Source organism: Pseudomonas sp. IPO3747 (genome assembly GCF_013385245.1).
GTDB lineage: Bacteria > Pseudomonadota > Gammaproteobacteria > Pseudomonadales > Pseudomonadaceae > Aquipseudomonas > Aquipseudomonas edaphica.
In genome coordinates, this window is record NZ_JACAQL010000028.1 from 1 (window position 1) to 18,617 (window position 18,617).

At 62.7% G+C, this 18,617-nt stretch carries 17 protein-coding genes; 4 read left to right on the forward strand and 13 right to left on the reverse strand.

What is annotated here, in order from left to right; translation table 11 throughout:
• Nucleotides 1-109: 109 nt before the first annotated feature.
• The 13 genes from HX790_RS27580 to HX790_RS27640 form a co-directional block, all read right to left on the reverse strand.
• On the reverse strand, nucleotides 110-364 hold the full coding sequence (locus tag HX790_RS27580; RefSeq protein ID WP_017136281.1) for a hypothetical protein: 255 nt from the start codon (nucleotides 362-364) through the stop codon (nucleotides 110-112).
• Between the two features lie 89 nt (nucleotides 365-453).
• Nucleotides 454-1,854, reverse strand: a complete 1,401-nt coding sequence (locus tag HX790_RS27585; RefSeq protein ID WP_176992524.1) for an amidase — start codon at nucleotides 1,852-1,854, stop codon at nucleotides 454-456.
• A complete protein-coding gene (locus tag HX790_RS27590; RefSeq protein WP_176992525.1) occupies nucleotides 1,851-3,119 on the reverse strand; it encodes a Zn-dependent hydrolase in 1,269 nt (422 codons plus the stop codon). Before HX790_RS27590 ends, HX790_RS27585 begins: the two co-directional genes overlap by 4 nt.
• A 14-nt stretch (nucleotides 3,120-3,133) precedes the next feature.
• Nucleotides 3,134-3,829 (reverse strand): ABC transporter ATP-binding protein, encoded by a 696-nt coding sequence (locus tag HX790_RS27595; protein WP_017136278.1) that lies wholly within the window; start codon nucleotides 3,827-3,829, stop codon nucleotides 3,134-3,136.
• Nucleotides 3,829-4,578 carry an ABC transporter ATP-binding protein gene (locus HX790_RS27600; RefSeq protein WP_017136277.1) on the reverse strand — a complete coding sequence of 250 codons (750 nt, stop codon included), beginning with the start codon at nucleotides 4,576-4,578 and terminating at the stop codon, nucleotides 3,829-3,831. The genes HX790_RS27595 and HX790_RS27600 overlap by 1 nt, the downstream gene beginning before the upstream one ends.
• The gene (locus HX790_RS27605) at nucleotides 4,575-5,585 is read right to left on the reverse strand and encodes a branched-chain amino acid ABC transporter permease (protein ID WP_176992526.1); all 1,011 of its coding nucleotides are present in this window, start codon (nucleotides 5,583-5,585) and stop codon (nucleotides 4,575-4,577) included. Before HX790_RS27605 ends, HX790_RS27600 begins: the two co-directional genes overlap by 4 nt.
• Before the next feature lies 1 nt (nucleotide 5,586).
• Entirely contained in the window at nucleotides 5,587-6,447 is an 861-nt protein-coding gene (locus HX790_RS27610) for a branched-chain amino acid ABC transporter permease (RefSeq protein ID WP_176992527.1), read from the reverse strand.
• Nucleotides 6,448-6,504: 57 nt separating this feature from the next.
• Nucleotides 6,505-7,707 (reverse strand): ABC transporter substrate-binding protein, encoded by a 1,203-nt coding sequence (locus HX790_RS27615; protein ID WP_176992528.1) that lies wholly within the window; start codon nucleotides 7,705-7,707, stop codon nucleotides 6,505-6,507.
• 243 nt (nucleotides 7,708-7,950) lie between these two features.
• Nucleotides 7,951-8,718, reverse strand: coding sequence for a FadR/GntR family transcriptional regulator (locus HX790_RS27620; RefSeq protein WP_017136273.1), 768 nt, complete (start codon nucleotides 8,716-8,718; stop codon nucleotides 7,951-7,953).
• 109 nt (nucleotides 8,719-8,827) lie between these two features.
• Entirely contained in the window at nucleotides 8,828-9,586 is a 759-nt protein-coding gene (locus HX790_RS27625) for an alpha/beta fold hydrolase (RefSeq protein ID WP_017136272.1), read from the reverse strand.
• A 100-nt stretch (nucleotides 9,587-9,686) separates the two neighbouring features.
• Nucleotides 9,687-11,090, reverse strand: coding sequence for an efflux transporter outer membrane subunit (locus HX790_RS27630; RefSeq protein WP_017136271.1), 1,404 nt, complete (start codon nucleotides 11,088-11,090; stop codon nucleotides 9,687-9,689).
• On the reverse strand, nucleotides 11,083-13,068 hold the full coding sequence (locus HX790_RS27635) for a MacB family efflux pump subunit (protein WP_143521907.1): 1,986 nt from the start codon (nucleotides 13,066-13,068) through the stop codon (nucleotides 11,083-11,085). The genes HX790_RS27630 and HX790_RS27635 overlap by 8 nt, the downstream gene beginning before the upstream one ends.
• Complete coding sequence (locus tag HX790_RS27640; RefSeq protein ID WP_017136269.1) at nucleotides 13,058-14,230, reverse strand: efflux RND transporter periplasmic adaptor subunit; 1,173 nt, start codon at nucleotides 14,228-14,230, stop codon at nucleotides 13,058-13,060. The genes HX790_RS27635 and HX790_RS27640 overlap by 11 nt, the downstream gene beginning before the upstream one ends.
• Nucleotides 14,231-14,487: 257 nt before the next feature.
• Here HX790_RS27640 and HX790_RS27645 point away from each other — a divergent pair, with 257 nt between their 5' ends.
• The 4 genes from HX790_RS27645 to HX790_RS27660 form a co-directional block, all read left to right on the forward strand.
• Nucleotides 14,488-14,970 (forward strand): sigma-70 family RNA polymerase sigma factor, encoded by a 483-nt coding sequence (locus HX790_RS27645; protein WP_017136268.1) that lies wholly within the window; start codon nucleotides 14,488-14,490, stop codon nucleotides 14,968-14,970.
• Between the two features lie 119 nt (nucleotides 14,971-15,089).
• The gene (locus tag HX790_RS27650) at nucleotides 15,090-16,427 is read left to right on the forward strand and encodes a lysine N(6)-hydroxylase/L-ornithine N(5)-oxygenase family protein (RefSeq protein ID WP_017136267.1); all 1,338 of its coding nucleotides are present in this window, start codon (nucleotides 15,090-15,092) and stop codon (nucleotides 16,425-16,427) included.
• 179 nt (nucleotides 16,428-16,606) lie between these two features.
• Entirely contained in the window at nucleotides 16,607-17,827 is a 1,221-nt protein-coding gene (locus HX790_RS27655; RefSeq protein ID WP_176992529.1) for a putative DNA modification/repair radical SAM protein, read from the forward strand.
• The coding region (locus HX790_RS27660; protein ID WP_176992530.1) for a TIGR03915 family putative DNA repair protein at nucleotides 17,824-18,617 on the forward strand (794 nt) is incomplete at its 3' end. The genes HX790_RS27655 and HX790_RS27660, both read left to right, overlap by 4 nt.

Sequence of the window (18,617 nt, forward strand, 5' to 3'; positions counted from 1 at the left end):
CCGCAGCAATGGATATGTACCCCGACCAACCCCCCCCGCCAAACCGCTACCGCAGGCAAGCCAGCTCCCACAGTTGATGATTGCATTTCAGCCCAAGGCAGGCCGAACCCTAGTGAATACCGATGGACCAACTCTGCGTGGTCTGGTCTTCGTGCCGCTGCTCCAGGTCATCCTCATACTGACAACGCGGCCCCTTGCACTTGTACTCAAACGTCACCGGCGCCTGGGTCTGAACCGGGAACAACGATTTCGCCGTCGCCGGTGCATCGTGTGGCACCGCCTCAAGCACAGGCGCTTCGTAGCTCAAGTCCAACGCTGTGGCATGGACCATAACCGGCAGGACGGCGAGCACTGCACTCGCCATAAAAGTCCTTGTAAATAGCATCTAAAACAACCCGCGCAACAAAAAATGAAGCGCGGATTATAAGCCGGATGCGACCGCACATGCAGGGTTCAGAGCACCCGCGGTGCTTCAAGGTGTTCAGTAGGAAAGGCTTTGGCATAGGCCTGACACACCCTCAACACCTGCTCATCCGCAAACCGCGCAGCCACCACATGCAAGCCCACCGGCAAACCATTCGCTGCCAACCCGCAGGGCACCGAAGCTGCCGGTTGCTGCGTCAAATTGAAGGGATAAGTAAACGGCGTCCACTCCATCCACGCTTTCATCGACGAACTCGGCGGCACATTATGCCCAGCTGCAAACGCTGTAATCGGCATCATCGGCGAGACCAGCACATCGTAATGCTCATGAAACGCCGCCATCCTCGCCACCAACGCCGCACGGGCTTCAAGGGCGTCGTTAAAATCGCCGAGGCTCAACTGCTGGCCGTGTTCGGCAATACGCAGCAAACCAGGGTCCAGCAATTGTTTTTGCGCATCACTCATGGAACCCGTGAGGCGAGCCGCACCGGCTGCCCACAAGGTGCTGAATACCTCCAGCGGGTCGCTGAAACCTGGGTCGATCTGCTCGACATGCGCCCCCAGCTGTACCAAACCCTCAACCGCCTGGGCGACCACTTTGGCCACCTGCGGGTCCACGTCCACATACCCGAACGTAGGGCTATAGGCCACGCGTAAACCCTTCAAATCCGTAGCGCCCGACAACCACGGCGTATGGCGCGGCGCCCCGATCAGGCCATCACGCGCATCCGGTTGGGCCACGGTTTGCAGCATCAGCACCGTGTCTTCCACCGTGCGGGTCATCGGCCCCAGGTGCGACAAAATCGTCATGGAACTGGCCGGCCACTGCGGCACATACCCGAAAGTTGGCTTGATGCCGAACGTACCGGTGAACGCACAGGGAATGCGGATCGAGCCACCGGCATCGCTGCCCTGGTGCAGCACGCCCAGGTTCAGCGCCGCCGCCGCACCGGCGCCACCCGACGAACCGCCCGCTGTGGTGCGCGTGTCCCACGGGTTGCGCGTGATGCCGTACAGCGGGTTGTCGGTGACGCCTTTCCAACCGAATTCCGGCGTGGTGGTTTTACCTAGCAGCACCGCGCCGGCTTTGCGCATAAAAGCCGAGAAGGGCGCATCCACATCCCACGGCCCGTCGGCAGAGGAGGTGCGCGAACCCTTGCGGGTGGGCATGCCAATGGTCAGCGTCAGGTCTTTGATCGAGGCAGGCACGCCGTCCAGTGCGCCGCAGGGTTCACCTTTCAACCAGCGTTGTTCCGAGGCCCGCGCAGCGTTCAATGCGCCTTCAGGGTCTACGTGACAATAGGCGTTCACCACCGGGTTATAGCGCTCGATCCGCAGCAGAGCGTCTTCAGTGACGTCTACCGGTGACAGGGTCTTGTCGCGAAAATGCTGCAGCAGTTGCACCGCCGTCAGTTGGCCAATCTCACTCATGCCACCTCTCCCTGCGCCGCGTTGACCATGGCGCGCAGCAGCACCGCGCAGCCCGCCGCCAGGTCATCCGGCGCGGCGTTTTCGATTTCGTTATGGCTGATGCCGCCTTCGCACGGCACAAAGATCATCCCGGCCGGGCCGAGTTCGGCGACGAAAATCGCGTCATGCCCGGCGCCACTGACGATGTCCATATGGCTCAAGCCCAATGCCTGCGCACCGTCACGCACGGCGTTGACGCAGGCTGGGTTGAAGTCCAGCGGCGGGAAGTCGGCGGTGGGCGTCAGTTCAAAGGTCAGGCCATGCCGGGCGCAGGTGGCTTCGATCACGCTGCGCACTTCATCGACCATGGTTTGCAGCTTATCGGCATGCAGGTGGCGCAGGTCGATGGTCATGTGCACCTGGCCTGGAATCACATTGCGCGAGCCGGGGTGCAGGTTCAGGCAACCGACCGTGCCGCAGGCGTGGGGTTGCTGTTGATGGGCGATGCGGTTGACCGCGCTGACCACTTCGGCGGCGCCTACCAGGGCGTCCTTGCGCAGGTGCATGGGCGTTGGGCCGGCGTGGGCTTCGACGCCGGTAAGGGTCAGGTCGAACCATTTCTGGCCGAGGCAACCCATGACCACACCGATGGTGGTGGCGCGGTCTTCCAGCACCGGGCCTTGCTCGATGTGCGCCTCGAAATATGCGCCGACCGGGTGGCCGAGCACCGCGCGGGAGCCGGCGTAGCCGATGCGCTGCAATTCGGCGCCCACGGACAGGCCTTGGTCATCGAGTTTGTCGAGGGTGTCCTGCAAGTCGAACTTGCCGGCAAACACCCCGGAACCCATCATGCACGGCGGGAAGCGCGAGCCTTCTTCGTTGGTCCACACCACCACCTCGATGGGGGCCAGGGTCTGGATATTCAGGTCATTCAAGGTGCGGATCACTTCCAGCCCGGCCATCACGCCGTAGCAGCCATCGAACTTGCCGCCGGTGGGCTGCGTGTCGATATGGCTGCCGGTCATCACCGGGGGCAGGGCGGGATTGCGTCCGGCACGCCGCGCAAAGATATTGCCAATGGCATCGACATTGACACTGCACCCGGCGGCCTCGCACCATTGCACAAACAGGTCGCGGGCCTGGCGGTCGAGGTCGGTGAGCGCCAGGCGGCACACGCCGCCTTTGACCGTAGCGCCGAGCTGAGCCAGGTCCATCAACGATTGCCACAAGCGGTCGCGGTTGATCAACGGGGCATTGCTCTTGAGCGGTTGCGCAAAACTATTCATGTGCAAATCTCCGGTCAGGCACTCAGGGCCAGGTAGCGGTTCTTGATGGTCGGGTCGGCGCGGAAGTCAGCGGCGCTGCCCTCGTATACGACGCGGCCCTGTTCGAGCACGTAATGGCGGTCGGCGAGCTTGTCGCAGACCATCAGGTTCTGTTCCACCAGCAACACCGGCAGGCCGTCGTCCTTGACCTTGCGCAGGATTTTCACCAGCTCGTCAACGATCACCGGCGCCAGGCCTTCGGTGGGTTCGTCGAGGATCAGCAGCTTGGGGTCGTTGAGCAGCGCGCGGGCGATGGCGAGCATCTGTTGCTCGCCGCCGGACAGTGCGTGGCCGGCGTTTTTACGCCGTTCCTTGAGGCGCGGGAACATGCCGTACACGTCTTCGAGTTGCCAGCGGCTGGTCTTGCGCACGGCGATACGCAGGTTTTCCTCGACCGTCAGCAGGCGGAAAATCCCGCGGTTCTCCGGCACCAGCGCCAAGCCCTGACGGGCGATTTCAAAGATCTTCTGGCCCACCAACGCCTGGCCGTTGAAGTGAATCTGGCCCTGGCGCGGGCAAATAATCCCGAGGATGCTGCGCAGCGTGGTGGTCTTGCCCGCGCCATTTCGGCCCAGCAGCGTCACCAGTTCACCGGGGTTGACGGTCAGCGACACGCCTTCCAACACATGGCTCTTGTCATAGTAGGAATGGATATTCTCGACAATCAGCATCAGGCAGCCTCCCCAAGATAAGCCGTACGCACACGCTCATCGGCACGCACGAATTCCGGCGTGCCTTCCACCAGAATCTGCCCGTGACTCATCACGGTGATGCGTTGGCTGATGGACATGACAATGCTCATGTTGTGTTCGATCAACAGCACCGTGTGGTCGCGGCCGAGGTCGCTGATCAGCTGGGTCATGATCGGAATGTCATCGATGCCCATGCCCGACGTCGGTTCGTCGAGCATCAGCAGTTTGGGTTTGGAGCAAATCGACATGCCCACCTCCAGCACGCGTTGCTGGCCGTGGGACAACTCGCCCGCCAGGGTGTCGGCGCGACGGGTCAGTTGCAGGCGTTCGAGGACTTGATCGGCCATCTCCAGGTGCTCGCGCTTGCTGTCGACGCGGCGCCAGAAGTTCAGCGCACGTGCGCCGTCGCGGCCTTGGGCGGCCAGGCGCAGGTTCTCGCGCACGCTGAGGTTCTGGAACAGGCTGGTGAGCTGGAACGAGCGCGCCATGCCCAGGCCCACACGGCCGTGGGCCGGTTTGCGTATCAGGTTCTTGCCGTCAAAATGAATCGCCCCGGCGGTGGCCTGGCGCTCGCCTGTGAGGCAGTGAAACAGGCTGGTCTTACCCGCGCCGTTAGGGCCGATGATGGTGTGAATGGTGCCGGCTTCGACCTTGAGGTTGACGCCGTTGACCGCATGGAACGCGCCATAGGCCAGTTCCAGGTCTTTGGTTTCCAGCAGGATGCTCATAGCCCTTCCTCCTTGGCGACGATGGCGGTCTTGCGACTGCCGCGTACCCGTTCGAACAACGATGCGAGGCCGCCCCACAAGCCGCCGCGCATGAAGATCACCACAAAGATCAGGATCACACCCAGCAGCATCAGCCAGCGTGGCCACAGGTCGGAGAGGAAGTCCCCCAACAGCACGATGGAGCCTGCGCCCAGCAATGAGCCGAACAGCGAGCCGGTGCCGCCGACGATGGTCATGATCAGGATGTTCTCGGACATCGCCAGGTCGATGTTCGACAGCGGCACAAAGTGCAGCAGCATCGCGTACAGCGCCCCGGCGATGCCGGTGACCGCGCCGGACAGCACGAACACCAGGATCTTGAAGTGGCGCGTGTCATAGCCGATGGCCGAGGCGCGGGTTTCGTTTTCGCGGATCGCCATCAAGGTGCTGCCAAATGGCGAGGCGATCACTCGGCGCGCGCCGATAAAGATCAGCAGGAACAGCACCGCGACAAAGCCATAGAACACCCGGGCATCGGCCAGCGACAGCAGCACGGTGTCACCGAGACGGATCTCCGGGCGCGGCACGCTGAGCAGGCCGTTGTCGCCGCCGGTCCAGTCGCTCAAGGTGTAGGCGACGAAGTAGGCCATCTGGCTGAACGCCAATGTGAGCATCACGAAGTAAATGCCGGTGCGCCGGATTGCCAGCGCACCGACCAGAAACGCCAGGAAACCGCCGGCAAGGGCGGCGCCGAGCAACGCGGTGAACAAGCCCAGTTGCAAGTGGATCATCAGCAGCGCCGCGCAATACGCACCGGCACCAAAGAAGATGCCTTGGCCGAACGACAACAGCCCGGTGTAGCCCAGCAACAGGTTGCAGGCCAGCGCGGCCAGGGCAAAGATCAGGATCTCGGTGGCCAGGGTGGCCGAGGGTAGAATCAACGGCAAGCCGATCAGCACCGCCAGCACCCACAGCAACATGGCTTTGGATTGGGTTTTGGCAAACGGCAGGGGGTTTTTCTCGCTCATGTCAGGCTCTCCCGAACAGGCCGTAAGGGCGCACCAGAATCACCACGGCCATCGCGCCGTAGATCATCAGGCTCGCGCCTTGGGGCCAGAATGTGGTCATCAGGCTTTGCACCACGCCCACCAGTAAACCGCCGACCAGCGCGCCGCTGAACGAACCCATGCCGCCGATCACCACCACCACGAAGGCCACGCCGAGGATCTCCGGGCCGACAAAGGGTTGCGCGCCGCGCAACGGTGCAAACAGCACACCCGCGACACCGGCCAGGGCCACGCCAAGGGCAAAGGTCATGGAAAACAGACGGAAGATATTGGTGCCCAGCAGCGACACGGTTTCGGTGCTTTCACTGCCGGCGCGTACCAGGGCGCCGAAGCGCGTGCGCTCCAGCAGCAGCCACAAGGCCAGGCCGATCAGCGCGGAAAACACGATGAGAAACAGGCGGTAGTAGGGGTAGACGAAATCGCCCACCACCAGCACGCCGCGCAGCAGTTCAGGCACGGCGACACTTTTGCCCACCGGGCCCCAGATCATCACGCTGGCTTCCTGGATGATCAGCGCGATCCCCAGGGTCACCAGAATCTGGAACATGTGTGGCAAGTGGTAAATCCGCTGGATCAATAATCGCTCGATCACCCACGCCAGCGCGGCCACCACCAGCGGCGCGATCAGCAGCGCCAGCCAGAAGTTGCCGGTGAGGCTTACGGCGTTGTAGCAGATGTACGCACCCAGCAGAAAGAACGCGCCGTGGGCGAAGTTGACGAAGTTGAGCAGGCCGAAAATGATCGTCAGCCCGACCGCGATCAGGAAGTAGATCATCCCCAACCCAAGGCCGTTGAGGATCTGGAACAGGTAAAGATTAAGCATGCAGAAACCCTCGGCAGGCAGCCGCTCGCGCGGCCCTGCGCTAAGCAATTCAGAGGATCAGGCGAGCGTGCAGCCCGTCGCCTCGACCGGCGGGAACGATTGCCCGGCGCTGAGCACCTTGGCCAGGTCGTCCTTGTCGGCCATGTCGCCGGTGGCTTTGCCGATCAGCAGGTAGTAATCCTTGATCACCTGATGGTCGCCGGCGCGGATCGACTCCTTGCCGGTCGGGCCTTCGTAGCTCAAGCCTTGCAGGGCTTTGGCCACGGTCGGGCCGTCGAAGCTGCCGGTGCTGATGATGGTTTCCAGCATGACTTTGGTGCTGATGTAATCAGCCGCCAGCGGGTAGGTGGGGTTGATGCCGTATTTGGCTTGAGTGAGCTTGACCAGTTCACGGTTGAGCGGGGTGTCGACCTGGTGCCAATACTGGGCGCCGAGGTACACGCCTTCGAGCACGTCGCTGCCCAGTTCCTGGAACTGGTCGAGCCCGGCAGACCATACCAGCAGCACTTTCATGCGCTCCTTGATACCGAAGTTCACCGCCTGGCGCAGGGTGTTGGACGACTGGCTGCCGAAGTTGAGCAGTACCAGCACATCGGGTTTGGCGGCGATGGCGTTGGTCAGGTAGCCGGAGAATTCCTGTTCCTGCAATGAGTGGTAGCTGTTGCCGACGTGTTCCAGCCCGTTGTCTTTGAGCACGGTTTTCGCGCCTTCGAGCAAGGCTTCGCCAAACACGTACTGCGGGGTGATGGTGTACCAGCGCTTGGCGTTGGGCAGCAGCTTGATCAGCGGCAGCATGGTTTCGCGGATGGCGCCGTAGGTGGGCACCGACCAGCGGAAGGTCGCCTTGTTGCAGTCTTTGCCGGTGACTTCATCGGCGCCCACCGGGGTCATGAACACGCCGCCGACCTTGTCGACTTCCTTGGCCACCGCCAGCGCGGAGGACGACAACGTGCAGCCCTGGAAGAACCGCGCGCCGTCCTGCTGGATCGCTTCCTGGACCTTGCGCACGGCTTTGCCGGCATTGCCTTCGGTGTCGATGACCTTGTAGTTGAGCGGGCGGCCGAGCAACTCGGGGTGCTGTTCCACCGCCAGGCGCGAACCCATGTCGGCAAACTTGCCATAGCTGGCAAACGCGCCGGACATGGACTTGAGGCCGTAAAAGGTAAAAGGCTCGGCGGCGAATGCAGAGCGCACACTCAGCGGAAGGCTGAGCGCGGCTGCGGCGGTAAGACTGGCTTTCAACAACGTACGACGCTGCATGGGGTGACTCCCTGGTTTAGTTATTGGCAGGAGCGGCAAGGGCGATACGGTGGAGCAAGGGCCTGTGGGCAGGCCTGTTATTGAATTGGGTGAAACGGTGTAACGGTTGGAACCGGCTCAAGTGTGGGAGCTGGCTTGCCTGCGATGGCATCAGTCAGGTTCAACTGATACACCGAGGCGCCCGCATCGCAGGCAAGCCAGCTCCCACATTGATTGGGTTTTCATATTGGGATGGGGTGCGCCTCAGCTATGATCAAACTCCAGCAAAAAGTGCGGGCTGACCTCGCCTTCCAGCGCCGTCATGTGGTGTTCGGCGTCGCACATATGTTCATGCATCAGGTTGCGCACGGCCGTTTCATCACCGGCGCGAAAGGCCAGCAGCAACTGCTTGTGATAGTCCAGGTTGGCCGCGTCAAATTGTTTGCGCTTGGGCTTGTAGGCTTTTTTCAGCACCACCAGGTCGCGCAACAAGTCGTTGAGAAACTGCGCCATAAAGCTCAGCAGCGGGTTGGGGCAGGCCTTGGCCAACAGGTTGTGGAACTCCAGTTCCGCCAGGCGCTGTTCGCGCTGGCCGGCTTCGCTGTCTTCGGGGGCGCTGCAAAAATCTACGTTGTCTTGCAGGGCTTGATAGTCGTCTTCGCTCAAGCGACCCAGCACCGATACTGCCAGTTCTACCTCGATGACCTTGCGCAGTTGGTACACCTGCTCGCCATCCAGGTGCTGGAAGTGCAGGTAGTTACGCAACGCGCGGCTGGCCGGTTCAGTGCCGGCCTGGTTCAGGTAGGCGCCACCACTGGGGCCGGTGCGTGTACTCACCAGACCTTCCACTTCCAGGGCCTTGAGCGCTTCACGGGCCGAGCCTTTGGAGCACTGGAAGCTTTCCATCAGCTCGCGCTCGGTAGGCAGGCGGTCGCCGGGCTTGAGCGCGTCGGTGACGATCGAGCGTTTGACCGACTCGACAATCACATCGGAAAGCTTCTGGCGTTTGCGTCGTAGCGGGCGGCTGAGCATGCTGTTCTATTGATCCTATTAATGCGGATTAATAGCACTTAATAACGATTGAGCCGGAGCGTCAACGCAAGGTGTCGTTTTCGGCCTGAAGTGGTCGCAAATGCGCGGGTTATTCCCAGCTGCCGAGGTCGAGGCAGCGTGTGGACGCGGGCGGCTGTTTGCCGAATACGAGAAAATCGCCGACCCAGCGGTTAATGCACCCGGCGGCGGTGCCAGGCCGGGCTGGCTCTTTGAGCAGCAATTGCTCGATGCCGGCAGCGACCGGCTCGGCCTGCTCGGCATTGACCAGCACCATGCGTGCGACGCGCTCGGGAAACAGCGCGGCATAGCGGCTGCCGAGGCGGGTGGCCTGCGCGTTGCCGAGGTAATTGAGCTGGGCCTCGCCGAGTTGGGCGCGCACATACTCCATATCACGCGCCGCTTGCTCTACGCCGCTGGGCTGGCTCAGGTCACGGGGGCTCAGTTCGATCACGTCATAGCGGTTGGTCAAGGTGCGATAGGCCTGTGTAGCATAGGACTCCCAACGGCTGGTCAGGTGCAGGGCGAAGGTTGCGCCTTGGCCCTTTGGCGGCTCGCCACCCTGGATAAACACCACACCTTCACGGCTGAGCGGCTGGCGGGCGCCCACGCGGGTCAGGGCCAGGCGCACACTGCCGCGTTTGGGCGCGGCATAGTCGCGGGGCACATTCACACTGGCGCATTGGGTGCGTTCCAGCACTTCGGGGTCCGGCCGCTCCTGGGCGGGGAAGGGGCAATCCAGCAGCCAGTCAATCGCGGTCGGCGCGATCAGCGGCTCGGGCAACGCCTGGCCGGCGATCAGCCAGAGGCCGATACACGCCAGGTTTTTTACCAGAACGCTGGGTTTCATCAGGAGGGTCCGGGCTGCCGTATGAGGACGGCTTTTTTACCAAGGACCCAGGGTCGAAGAATGTAGGGCGAATAAACGCTTTGTGTAGGAGTTTACAGTTTTATTGTCGGATCTGCGTATCCCAGCCGCCGCCCAGCGCTTTGTACAAGGCAATGCTGGCTTGCAGACGCGACAGCCGCAGTTGCACGTTCGAGTCTTGGGCCGCATACAAGGTGCGTTGGGTTTCCAGCACCGTCAGCAAGTCCTCGGCGCCTGCCTGATAGCGGCTCTCGGAGATCTGGAAGGCGGCCTGGGCCTGTTGCAGCTCCTCGGCCTGCCATTGGCGTTGCTGGTCCAGGCGCGTGATGCTGCTGAGGGCTTTCTCCACATCGGCAAAGCCGTTGATGATCGCACCGCGATAGGTTTGCAGCAGTTCATCCTGGCGGGCGCGAGCCTTGTCGCGCTCGGCGCTTAATCGGCCATTGTTGAAGATCGGCGCGACCAGCCCCGAGGTCAGGTTGTAGAACGGGCTGCGCAGGATGTCTTCGGCCTTATAGGCACCGGAGCCAACTGTCGCGCCCAAGGTTACGCTGGGCAGCATCGCTGCGCGTGCCACCGTGACGTCGGCACTGGCCGCCGCCAGTTGCGCCTCGGCGCGGGCCAGGTCGGGGCGACGACTGAGCAATTGGCTCGGCACGCCGGGGCCAATGCTTGGCCAGGTCAGCGCCTGGAACGGCTCGGTGCCCAGGTCCAGGGCTTGTACGGGTTGACCGAGCAGGGCGGCGAGGGTGATCCGCGATTCTTCGGCCACTTGCGCAATCAGCGGCAATTGCCGTTGTTGGCCGGCCACCAGGCTTTTCTGTTGGGCCAGCTCCAGGGCGGTGGCGGAGCCTGCGCTGTAGCGGGTTTGCACCAGGTCCAGCACGTTGCGCGCATTGGCCAGGTTCAGCTCGGCGATCTGCTGGCGTTGCTGCGCGGCGAGGGTTTGCGCGTAGCGGTCGGCGACGTTGCTGAGCAGGGTCAGCTCCACGGTGGCCTGGTCGAACTCACTGGCGCGCAGGCTTTGCAGGGCGCTGTCGCGGGCGGCAACGCGGCCGCCCCAGAAGTCCAGTTCATAGCTGGCTGAGAGGTTGGCACCGAAACTGTCGACGGTCTTGTTGCTGTCGGTGGCGTCCAAGGAGGCATTGCCGCTGCCGCGCAGCAGTTTTTCACGGCTGGCGGTGAGGTTGAACTTGACCTCAGGTAACAACGGCGCCCCGGCAATTACCGCACTCGCCTGGGCCTGGCGCACGCGTGCCATGGCGGCGGCCACGTCATAACTGTCGCGTCGCGCCTGGTCGATCAGGCGGTTGAGCGGCGGGCTGCCGAAGTGTGTCCACCAGCGTTGGTTGGTCGCCTGCGTGGCATCGCGTTCGGCGTACTGCCAGGCGGGCGGCGGCGCGAGGCCGCTGTCGACGCTCGGCGGGTTGCCGGTACAGGCGTTGAGCAACAGGCACACGCCCAGCAGGGAAGATCGTTTATTCACTGGTCAACGCCTTAACCGGATCGAGCCGGGCAGCTTTACGGGCCGGCATAAAGCCGAATACGACACCGGTGACCAGCGCACAGCCAAACGCGCCAAACACCGCCACCAGGGAAAATTGCACCGCCACCTCGGCCAGTACCAGCACGCCGCCCACCAGCAGCGCGAGGGCGATGCCGAACAGGCCGCCGACTACCGAGAGCATCACCGCCTCGGTGAGGAACTGGCGCAGGATGTCGCGCTGGCGCGCGCCGGTGGCCATGCGAATGCCTATTTCGCGGGTGCGTTCACGCACGGTCATCAGCATGATGTTCATTACACCGATCCCGCCCACCAGCAGGGAAATCGCCGCAATCGAACCGAGCATCAGCGACAGCGTGTTGGCCGTGCGGGCTTCGGCCTGGATCATCGCGGCGTTGTTGGTCAACTGGTAGTCACGTTTACCGTTGTGCAGCTTGAGCATCAGTTGATCAATGGCCATTTCAGCCTCATGGACCTTGCGCGCATCGGCGGCGGCAATCGCCACGTATTCGGGGTTATAAGTGCCGAACAGGCGCACGCTGGCGGCGGTATACGGGATGGCGACCCGGTCATCGCTGTCTTTATTGCCGGAGGCGGAGCCTTTTTCGGCGAGGACGCCGATGACCTGGAAAGGCACGTTTTCGATCAGGATGTATTGGCCGATCGGGCTGGCGACGTTTTTGAACAGCTTTTCGCGGATACGGTGGCCGATGACCGCGACGGTGGCGCCGGCGCGCTCGTCTTCCTGGGTGAAATAGCTGCCCTCGACCACCGGCCAGTTGAAAATCTCGGGGAAGTTGACGTCGTTGCCACCCACATAGGCCAGGTAATCCAGGTTGCCAAAGCGAACCCCCGCGTCGTTGCCGTTGACCGGCATGATGCGCTTGACCTGGGGCAACATCGCCAGTGCCGCGACATCGTTGAGGGTCACGATACCCGGCGGCGTGCGCGGGTTGGGCGAGGAGCCGCTGAGGTAAATGATATTGGAGCCGAACGCGCCCATCTGCGCCATCACCTGGCGCTTGCTGCCTTCGCCGACGGCCAGCATCACCACCACGGACGCCACGCCAATCACGATCCCCAGCAGCGTCAGCGCGGTGCGAAAACGATTGATCCACATCACTCGCCAGGCCGCGCGGACCGCATCGAGCAGTTCGGCTTTCCAGGCACCGTTGTGCTCGGCACCGTCGGCCAGGCGCTGGCGCAGGTCGACGGCTTGCAGCGCGTCGCTGTTGGCCGTGACCGGTACATGGGTGTCACTGTGCGCCGAGTCGCTGATGATCTGGCCGTCACGAATCTCGATGATGCGGTTGGCCCGCGCCGCGACTTCGCGGTCGTGGGTAATCAGGATCACCACATGGCCCTGGCTCGCCAGTTCGTCCAGTAGCGTCATCACCTCGGCGCCGCTGTGGCTGTCGAGGGCGCCGGTGGGTTCGTCGGCGAGGATGATATGCCCGCCGTTCATCAGTGCGCGGGCGATCGACACCCGTTGCTGCTGGCCGCCGGAGAGTTGGTGCGGGCGGTTGGCGGTGCGGTCGGCCAGGCCCAGGCGCGTGAGCAGGGCCTTGGCGCGGGCATGCCGCTCGGTGGCGCTGATGCCGGCATAGATCGCCGGCATCTCGACGTTTTCCTGGGCCGAACCGGACGGAATCAGGTGGTAGCCCTGGAACACAAACCCAAAGGCCTCGCGGCGCAGCCAGGCCAGTTCGTCGCTACCCAGGTGCGCGACGTTTTCGCCGGCGAACAGGTAGTCGCCCTCGGAAGGGCGGTCGAGGCAGCCGAGGATATTCATCAGCGTGGACTTGCCGGAGCCGGAGGCGCCGACAATGGCGACGAACTCCCCGGCGTGGATCGACAGGTCGATGCCGCGCAACACGTCGACCTGCGGGCTGTCACCGCCGCCGTAGGATTTGCGGATGTTTTTGAGTTCGATCAGCGGCGTGGTCAACTCAACCCCCATTGCCGTCGGCTGGGCCGATCAACACGTGGTCGCCCTCGCTGAGGCCGTCCAACACTTCGACGCGCAAACGGTCACTGATGCCCAGGCGCACGTCGCGTTCTTCGATTGAGCCGTTTTTGGCCACGACGTGGGCGGTCTGTTTATCGCTGCCGTGGCTGCCGAGCAAGGCCGCAACCGGCACGGTGAGCACATCCTTGACCTGGCTGGCGACGAAAAAAACTTGGGTGGTCATTTCGGCCATCAGGGCATTGTCGGCGTTGTCCACATCCAGCAGCACGGTGTAGAGCACCACGCGGCCGCTCCCGCTTTTGCTGGTGCTGCTGGGGCTGCCGTTGCCCTGGCTGGTTTCATTCAGGGGCTTGGGCGGGATCGGCAGGATCTGGCGCACGGTACTGGTCCAGCGCCGGCCGCCGCCGCTGAGCGTGGTGAAATAGGCGGTCATGCCGGGTTTGACGTGGCCGATGTCGGCTTCGGAGACCTCGGCCCATACGGTCATCGGCGACAACTTGGCGATACGCAGGATCAACGGGGTCTGCTGCTGGGCGTTGAGGGTCTGGCCGACCCGCGCATCCACCGCCACCACCGTGCCGCTCATCGGCGCGAAGATGCGTGTATAGCCCAATTCGGCCTCGTCGCTGCGCAAGCTGGCCTGGGCCTGGCGGATCTGCGCCTGAAACATGTCGACCCGTGCCTGGGTGGCACTCAGCTCGGCCTTGGCGGTTTGCACGTCTTCTTCGCGGGTGGCGTTGCCGGCCACCAGGCGTTGCTGGCGCTGGTATTTCTGGCGCGCCAGTTGGTGCTGGGCTTTCTGCTCCTGCAACTGGGCCTTGAGGTTGTCGATGGCATAGCGGCTGGCATCGAGCTTGGCCTGCTGCGTGGCCGGGTCGATTTCGACCAGCAACTGGCCTTCTTTGACCTGGTCACCGGCCTCGACATGGATCTTGCGGATCTGCCCGGATGCCTGTGCGCCCACATCGACATACCGGCGTGGTTGCAGGGTGCCCAGCGCCGTGACGCTGTTTTCGATATTGCCGCGAGTGACGGTGACAGTGGCGAGGCTGTCGCGGCCCGGCGGCAGTATCTGCCAGGCCGCCAGGGCAACGATGGGAATCAGGCACGCGACAACCAGCAGGGCGCGTCGGGCGGGGCGAGGGCGTTTCATGCGTTGGTTCCAGCCGGGAAGTGTGGACCGCAGTTAGCGGAGGGCTGACAGTTATACGAGAAAATTGCCCGACGATTTAGGCGCTTACATAGGTAGTAACAGCTCTGTCGAATAAAAAAATCGACGGTTGATGCAAGACTTCTTTAAAAGTAGATGAGAATTACTATAAATTGCACGCACTCAAACTGCCATCATCCATGGCCTGTCTTCGTAAGCACTCAAGGAACTGATGCCGTCCCCCCAGACGGTCGGGAGTCATGTTGGAAAACTACTATCGCGAGCTGGTGTGTTTCCTCAACGCCAAGCTGGGCAACCGTCAGGTGGCCGAAGATGTGGTGCATGACGCCTACGTGCGAGTACTGGAGCGCGCCAGCGACACGCCGATCGAACAGCCGCGCGCGTTTTTGTACCGTACTGCGCTGAACCTGGTGATCGACGGCCATCGGCGCAATGCCTTGCGCCAGTCCGAGCCGCTGGAGGTGCTGGACAGCGAAGAACGCTTCGCCACCAGTTCGCCCCACGCCAGCCACGATCAGGCCCAGCGCCTGGCCCTGCTCGAACGTGCCCTGGCCGAGCTGCCCAGCGCCTGCCGCGACAGCTTCCTGCTGCGCAAGCTCGACGGCCTTTCTCACCCGCAGATCGCCGAGCGCCTGAGCATTTCCCGCAGCCTGGTGGAAAAACATATCGTCAACGCCATGAAGCATTGCCGGGTGCGCATGCGTGAGTGGGACGCGCACTGATCACAGATCAGTTAAATTTTATTTCATTGTCCTCGTTTCCTATCAACACATGGCCTGTTGTTCAGGCTTTGCAGGTATTCCCGCCCCACCGCCAAGGGGCTTATCCAGAGGACACTGGAATGACACAGGCAATTGCTTCGCCCGCGGTTCACGATCTGATCGGGATCGGTTTCGGCCCTTCGAACCTGGCGCTGGCCATCGCCCTGCAGGAGCGTGAAAAAGCCCAGGGCAAACTGGACGTGGTGTTTCTCGACAAGCAGGCCGACTACCGCTGGCACGGCAATACCCTGGTCACCCAGAGCGAACTGCAGATTTCGTTCCTCAAGGATCTGGTGACGCTGCGCAACCCCACCAGCCCGTACTCGTTCGTCAACTACCTGAAGGCCCACGACCGTTTGGTGGACTTCATCAACCTGGGCACTTTCTATCCGTGCCGCATGGAGTACAACGACTACCTGCGCTGGGTCGCCGGGCAGTTCCAGGCCCAGGCGCGGTATGGCGAGGAAGTGCTGGCCATCGAGCCGATCCTGCACCAGCAGCAGGTTGAAGCGTTGCGCGTAATTTCCCGTGATGCCCAGGGCGAACAGCATGTGCGCACCACCCGTTCGGTGGTGGTCAGCGCCGGCGGCACGCCACGTGTGCCGGAGGCGTTCAAGGCGCTCAAGGACGACGGCCGGGTGTTTCACCATTCCCAATACCTCGAGCGCATGGCCCAGCAGCCGTGCGTGGACGGCAAGCCTATGCGCATTGCCATCATCGGCGGCGGGCAGAGCGCGGCCGAAGCCTTTATCGACCTCAACGACAGCTTCCCGTCGGTGCAGGTGGACATGATCCTGCGCGGTTCGGCGCTCAAACCGGCGGACGACAGCCCATTCGTCAACGAAGTGTTCTCGCCGGCCTTTACCGACCTGGTGTTCCAGCAAGTCGGCGCCGAGCGTGAGCGCCTGGTGGCCGAGTACCAGAACACCAACTATTCGGTGGTCGACCTGGACCTGATCGAGCGCATCTACGGGATTTTTTACCGCCAGAAAGTCTCCGGTATCAACCGCCAGGCCTTCCGCACCATGACCGTGGTCGAGCAAGCCACGGCCGGGCCGCTGGGCATCGAACTGGTGCTGCGCAACAACGCCAACGGCGACACCAGCGTGAGCCATTACGACGCGGTGATCCTGGCCACCGGCTATGAGCGCCAGATGCACCGCGAACTGCTGGCGCCCCTGCAAGCCTATATGGGCGACTTCGAAGTGGCCCGCGACTATCGGATCGTCACCGACGAGCGCTGCAAGGCCGGTATCTATATCCAGGGGTTCAGCCAGGCCAGCCATGGTTTGAGCGACACCTTGCTGTCGGTACTGCCGATTCGGGCCGATGAGATTGCCGCCTCGTTGTATGAAAACGATCGTCACCGTGGCAAGGCGCGCTCGGTGCAGGATTTACTGCTGGCCACTGCCAGCTGATTACTGTGGCGAGGGAGCTTGCTCCCGCTCGGGTGCGTAGCGCCCGCACGTTTTTGGGGCCGCTTCGCAGCCCAGCGGGAGCAAGCTCCCTCGCCACAAAAGGCGCGCTCCTACAGACGGCACTTGTGACAACGTCGGGCTATTGGTACTGTACAAAAAACCAGTATCGGTAGCCCTTCATGCAGTTGATCGAAAAACTCAGCATCCTCGCCGACGCCGCCAAGTACGACGCTTCCTGCGCCAGCAGTGGCGCGCCCAAGCGCAGCTCCGAGGGCAAGGCCGGGCTGGGTTCTACCGATGGCATGGGCATTTGCCACAGCTACACGCCGGACGGGCGTTGTGTGTCGTTGCTCAAGGTGTTGCTCACCAATTTCTGCCTGTACGACTGCCAATACTGCGTCAACCGCCGCTCCAGCGACGTGCCCCGTGCGCGTTTCAGCCCGGAGGAGGTGGTTACCCTGACCCTGGACTTCTACAAACGCAATTGCGTCAGCGGGCTGTTTCTCAGCTCCGGCATCATCCGTTCGGCCGACTACACCATGGAGCAGTTGGTTCGGGTCGCCAAACTGTTGCGCGAAGAGCATGACTTTCGCGGTTACATCCACCTCAAGACCATTCCCGAAGCCGACCCTGCGCTGATCGCCGAAGCCGGGCGTTATGCCGATCGCCTCAGCGTGAACATCGAGTTGCCCACCGACGCCAGCCTGCAAGCCCTGGCGCCGGAGAAGCAGATCGGCTCGATCAAGCAAGCCATGCAGACCATCTACACCGGCGAGCAGACGGTGTTCAACGAGCCGCGCGCACCGCGTTTTGCGCCAGCGGGGCAGAGCACGCAGATGATCGTCGGCGCCGATGACACCGACGACAGCACCATCCTGCACGGTGCCGAGGCGCTGTATGGCAACTACAAGCTGCGGCGCGTGTATTACTCGGCGTTCAGCCCCATCCCCAACAGCCCGAAAAGTGTGCCGCTGGCCGCGCCGCCGCTGATGCGTGAACACCGCTTGTACCAGGCCGACTTTCTGTTGCGCAGTTACGGCTTCAGCGCCACTGAACTGTTTGAAGGCCCTGGCCATCTGGCGCTGGATATCGACCCCAAGCTGGCGTGGGCGCTGGAGCACCGCGAGGTGTTCCCGCTGGACCTGAACCGCGCCGAACCCACGTTGATCGCGCGTATCCCCGGCATTGGCCTGCGCACCACCCAGCGCCTGGTCGACCTGCGCCGCGAACGCAAAATTCGCTTTGAAGACCTGGCGCGCATGCGTTGCGTGCTGGCCAAGGCCAAGCCGTTTTTCATCACCAGCGACTACCACCCGCAACAGGCGGACAGCACCAGCGTGTTGCTGCGCGAGCAACTGCGCGACCGCCCGCAGCCGCAACAGATGGGGCTGTGGGGATGATCAGCCTGGAATGCGACAACCTCTTCAGCACCTGGCGCGAGCAGGCGCGCTGGCTGCTCAGCCATCAGGTCGACCCCAGCCAGGTGAGCTGGGGCGAGGCCGAAGTGGCGGACCTGTTTGCCACGGACGTGCCTGTGCCTGAGCAGCTCGGGCCGTTTCAGGCACGAATCCCCAAGGCGTTGCTGGAGTTGTTGGAATCGGCCGCGTGTTACCACGGTGATCAGCGTTGGAGCCTGTTGTATGAGGTGTTGTGGCGTGTCAGCCATGGCGACCGCACCGCGATGCTGGCCGGGGACAAGTTGGGCAGTGAGTTACAGCGGCGCATCAAACAGGTCAGCCGCGAGGCCCATCACCTGCATGCGTTTGTACGGTTTATTGCCTTGCCAGCAGAGGCTGGGCCGCAACTGCCGGAGTATGTGGCGTGGCATGAGCCGGCCCATGACATCTTGAAGTCCGCCAGCCAGCATTTTGTCGGGCGCATGGGCCGCCATCGCTGGATGATCGCAACGCCCTTGGACGGTGTGTATTACGACGGTGAGCAGTTGATTCATCAACGCCAGTGCCCTGAAGCATGGCAACAATTGGCGCAGAATATCGAAGACCCACACAGCGCGATGTGGCTGACCTATTACAGCCATATCTTCAACCCGGCGCGGTTGAACCCCAAAGTGATGGAAGGGCATTTGCCCAGCCGGTTCTGGAAGAATCTGCCGGAGGGCAAGCTGATACCGGGGTTGATCAGCGAGGCGCGCACGGGCAAGCAGAAGGATGGGCAGGCGAAGCTGATCGG

What these genes read in the sequence shown, in the direction of transcription:
- HX790_RS27655 (WP_176992529.1), top strand. Translation starts at nt 16,607, where the DNA reads ATGCAGTTGATCGAAAAACTCAGCATCCTCGCCGACGCCGCCAAGTAC.
- HX790_RS27585 (WP_176992524.1), bottom strand. Translation starts at nt 1,854, where the DNA reads ATGAGTGAGATTGGCCAACTGACGGCGGTGCAACTGCTGCAGCATTTT.
- HX790_RS27640 (WP_017136269.1), bottom strand. Translation starts at nt 14,230, where the DNA reads ATGAAACGCCCTCGCCCCGCCCGACGCGCCCTGCTGGTTGTCGCGTGC.
- HX790_RS27620 (WP_017136273.1), bottom strand. Translation starts at nt 8,718, where the DNA reads ATGCTCAGCCGCCCGCTACGACGCAAACGCCAGAAGCTTTCCGATGTG.
- HX790_RS27615 (WP_176992528.1), bottom strand. Translation starts at nt 7,707, where the DNA reads ATGCAGCGTCGTACGTTGTTGAAAGCCAGTCTTACCGCCGCAGCCGCG.
- HX790_RS27605 (WP_176992526.1), bottom strand. Translation starts at nt 5,585, where the DNA reads ATGAGCGAGAAAAACCCCCTGCCGTTTGCCAAAACCCAATCCAAAGCC.
- HX790_RS27600 (WP_017136277.1), bottom strand. Translation starts at nt 4,578, where the DNA reads ATGAGCATCCTGCTGGAAACCAAAGACCTGGAACTGGCCTATGGCGCG.
- HX790_RS27650 (WP_017136267.1), top strand. Translation starts at nt 15,090, where the DNA reads ATGACACAGGCAATTGCTTCGCCCGCGGTTCACGATCTGATCGGGATC.
- HX790_RS27590 (WP_176992525.1), bottom strand. Translation starts at nt 3,119, where the DNA reads ATGAATAGTTTTGCGCAACCGCTCAAGAGCAATGCCCCGTTGATCAAC.
- HX790_RS27635 (WP_143521907.1), bottom strand. Translation starts at nt 13,068, where the DNA reads ATGGGGGTTGAGTTGACCACGCCGCTGATCGAACTCAAAAACATCCGC.
- HX790_RS27610 (WP_176992527.1), bottom strand. Translation starts at nt 6,447, where the DNA reads ATGCTTAATCTTTACCTGTTCCAGATCCTCAACGGCCTTGGGTTGGGG.
- HX790_RS27595 (WP_017136278.1), bottom strand. Translation starts at nt 3,829, where the DNA reads ATGCTGATTGTCGAGAATATCCATTCCTACTATGACAAGAGCCATGTG.
- HX790_RS27645 (WP_017136268.1), top strand. Translation starts at nt 14,488, where the DNA reads ATGTTGGAAAACTACTATCGCGAGCTGGTGTGTTTCCTCAACGCCAAG.
- HX790_RS27625 (WP_017136272.1), bottom strand. Translation starts at nt 9,586, where the DNA reads ATGAAACCCAGCGTTCTGGTAAAAAACCTGGCGTGTATCGGCCTCTGG.
- HX790_RS27580 (WP_017136281.1), bottom strand. Translation starts at nt 364, where the DNA reads ATGGCGAGTGCAGTGCTCGCCGTCCTGCCGGTTATGGTCCATGCCACA.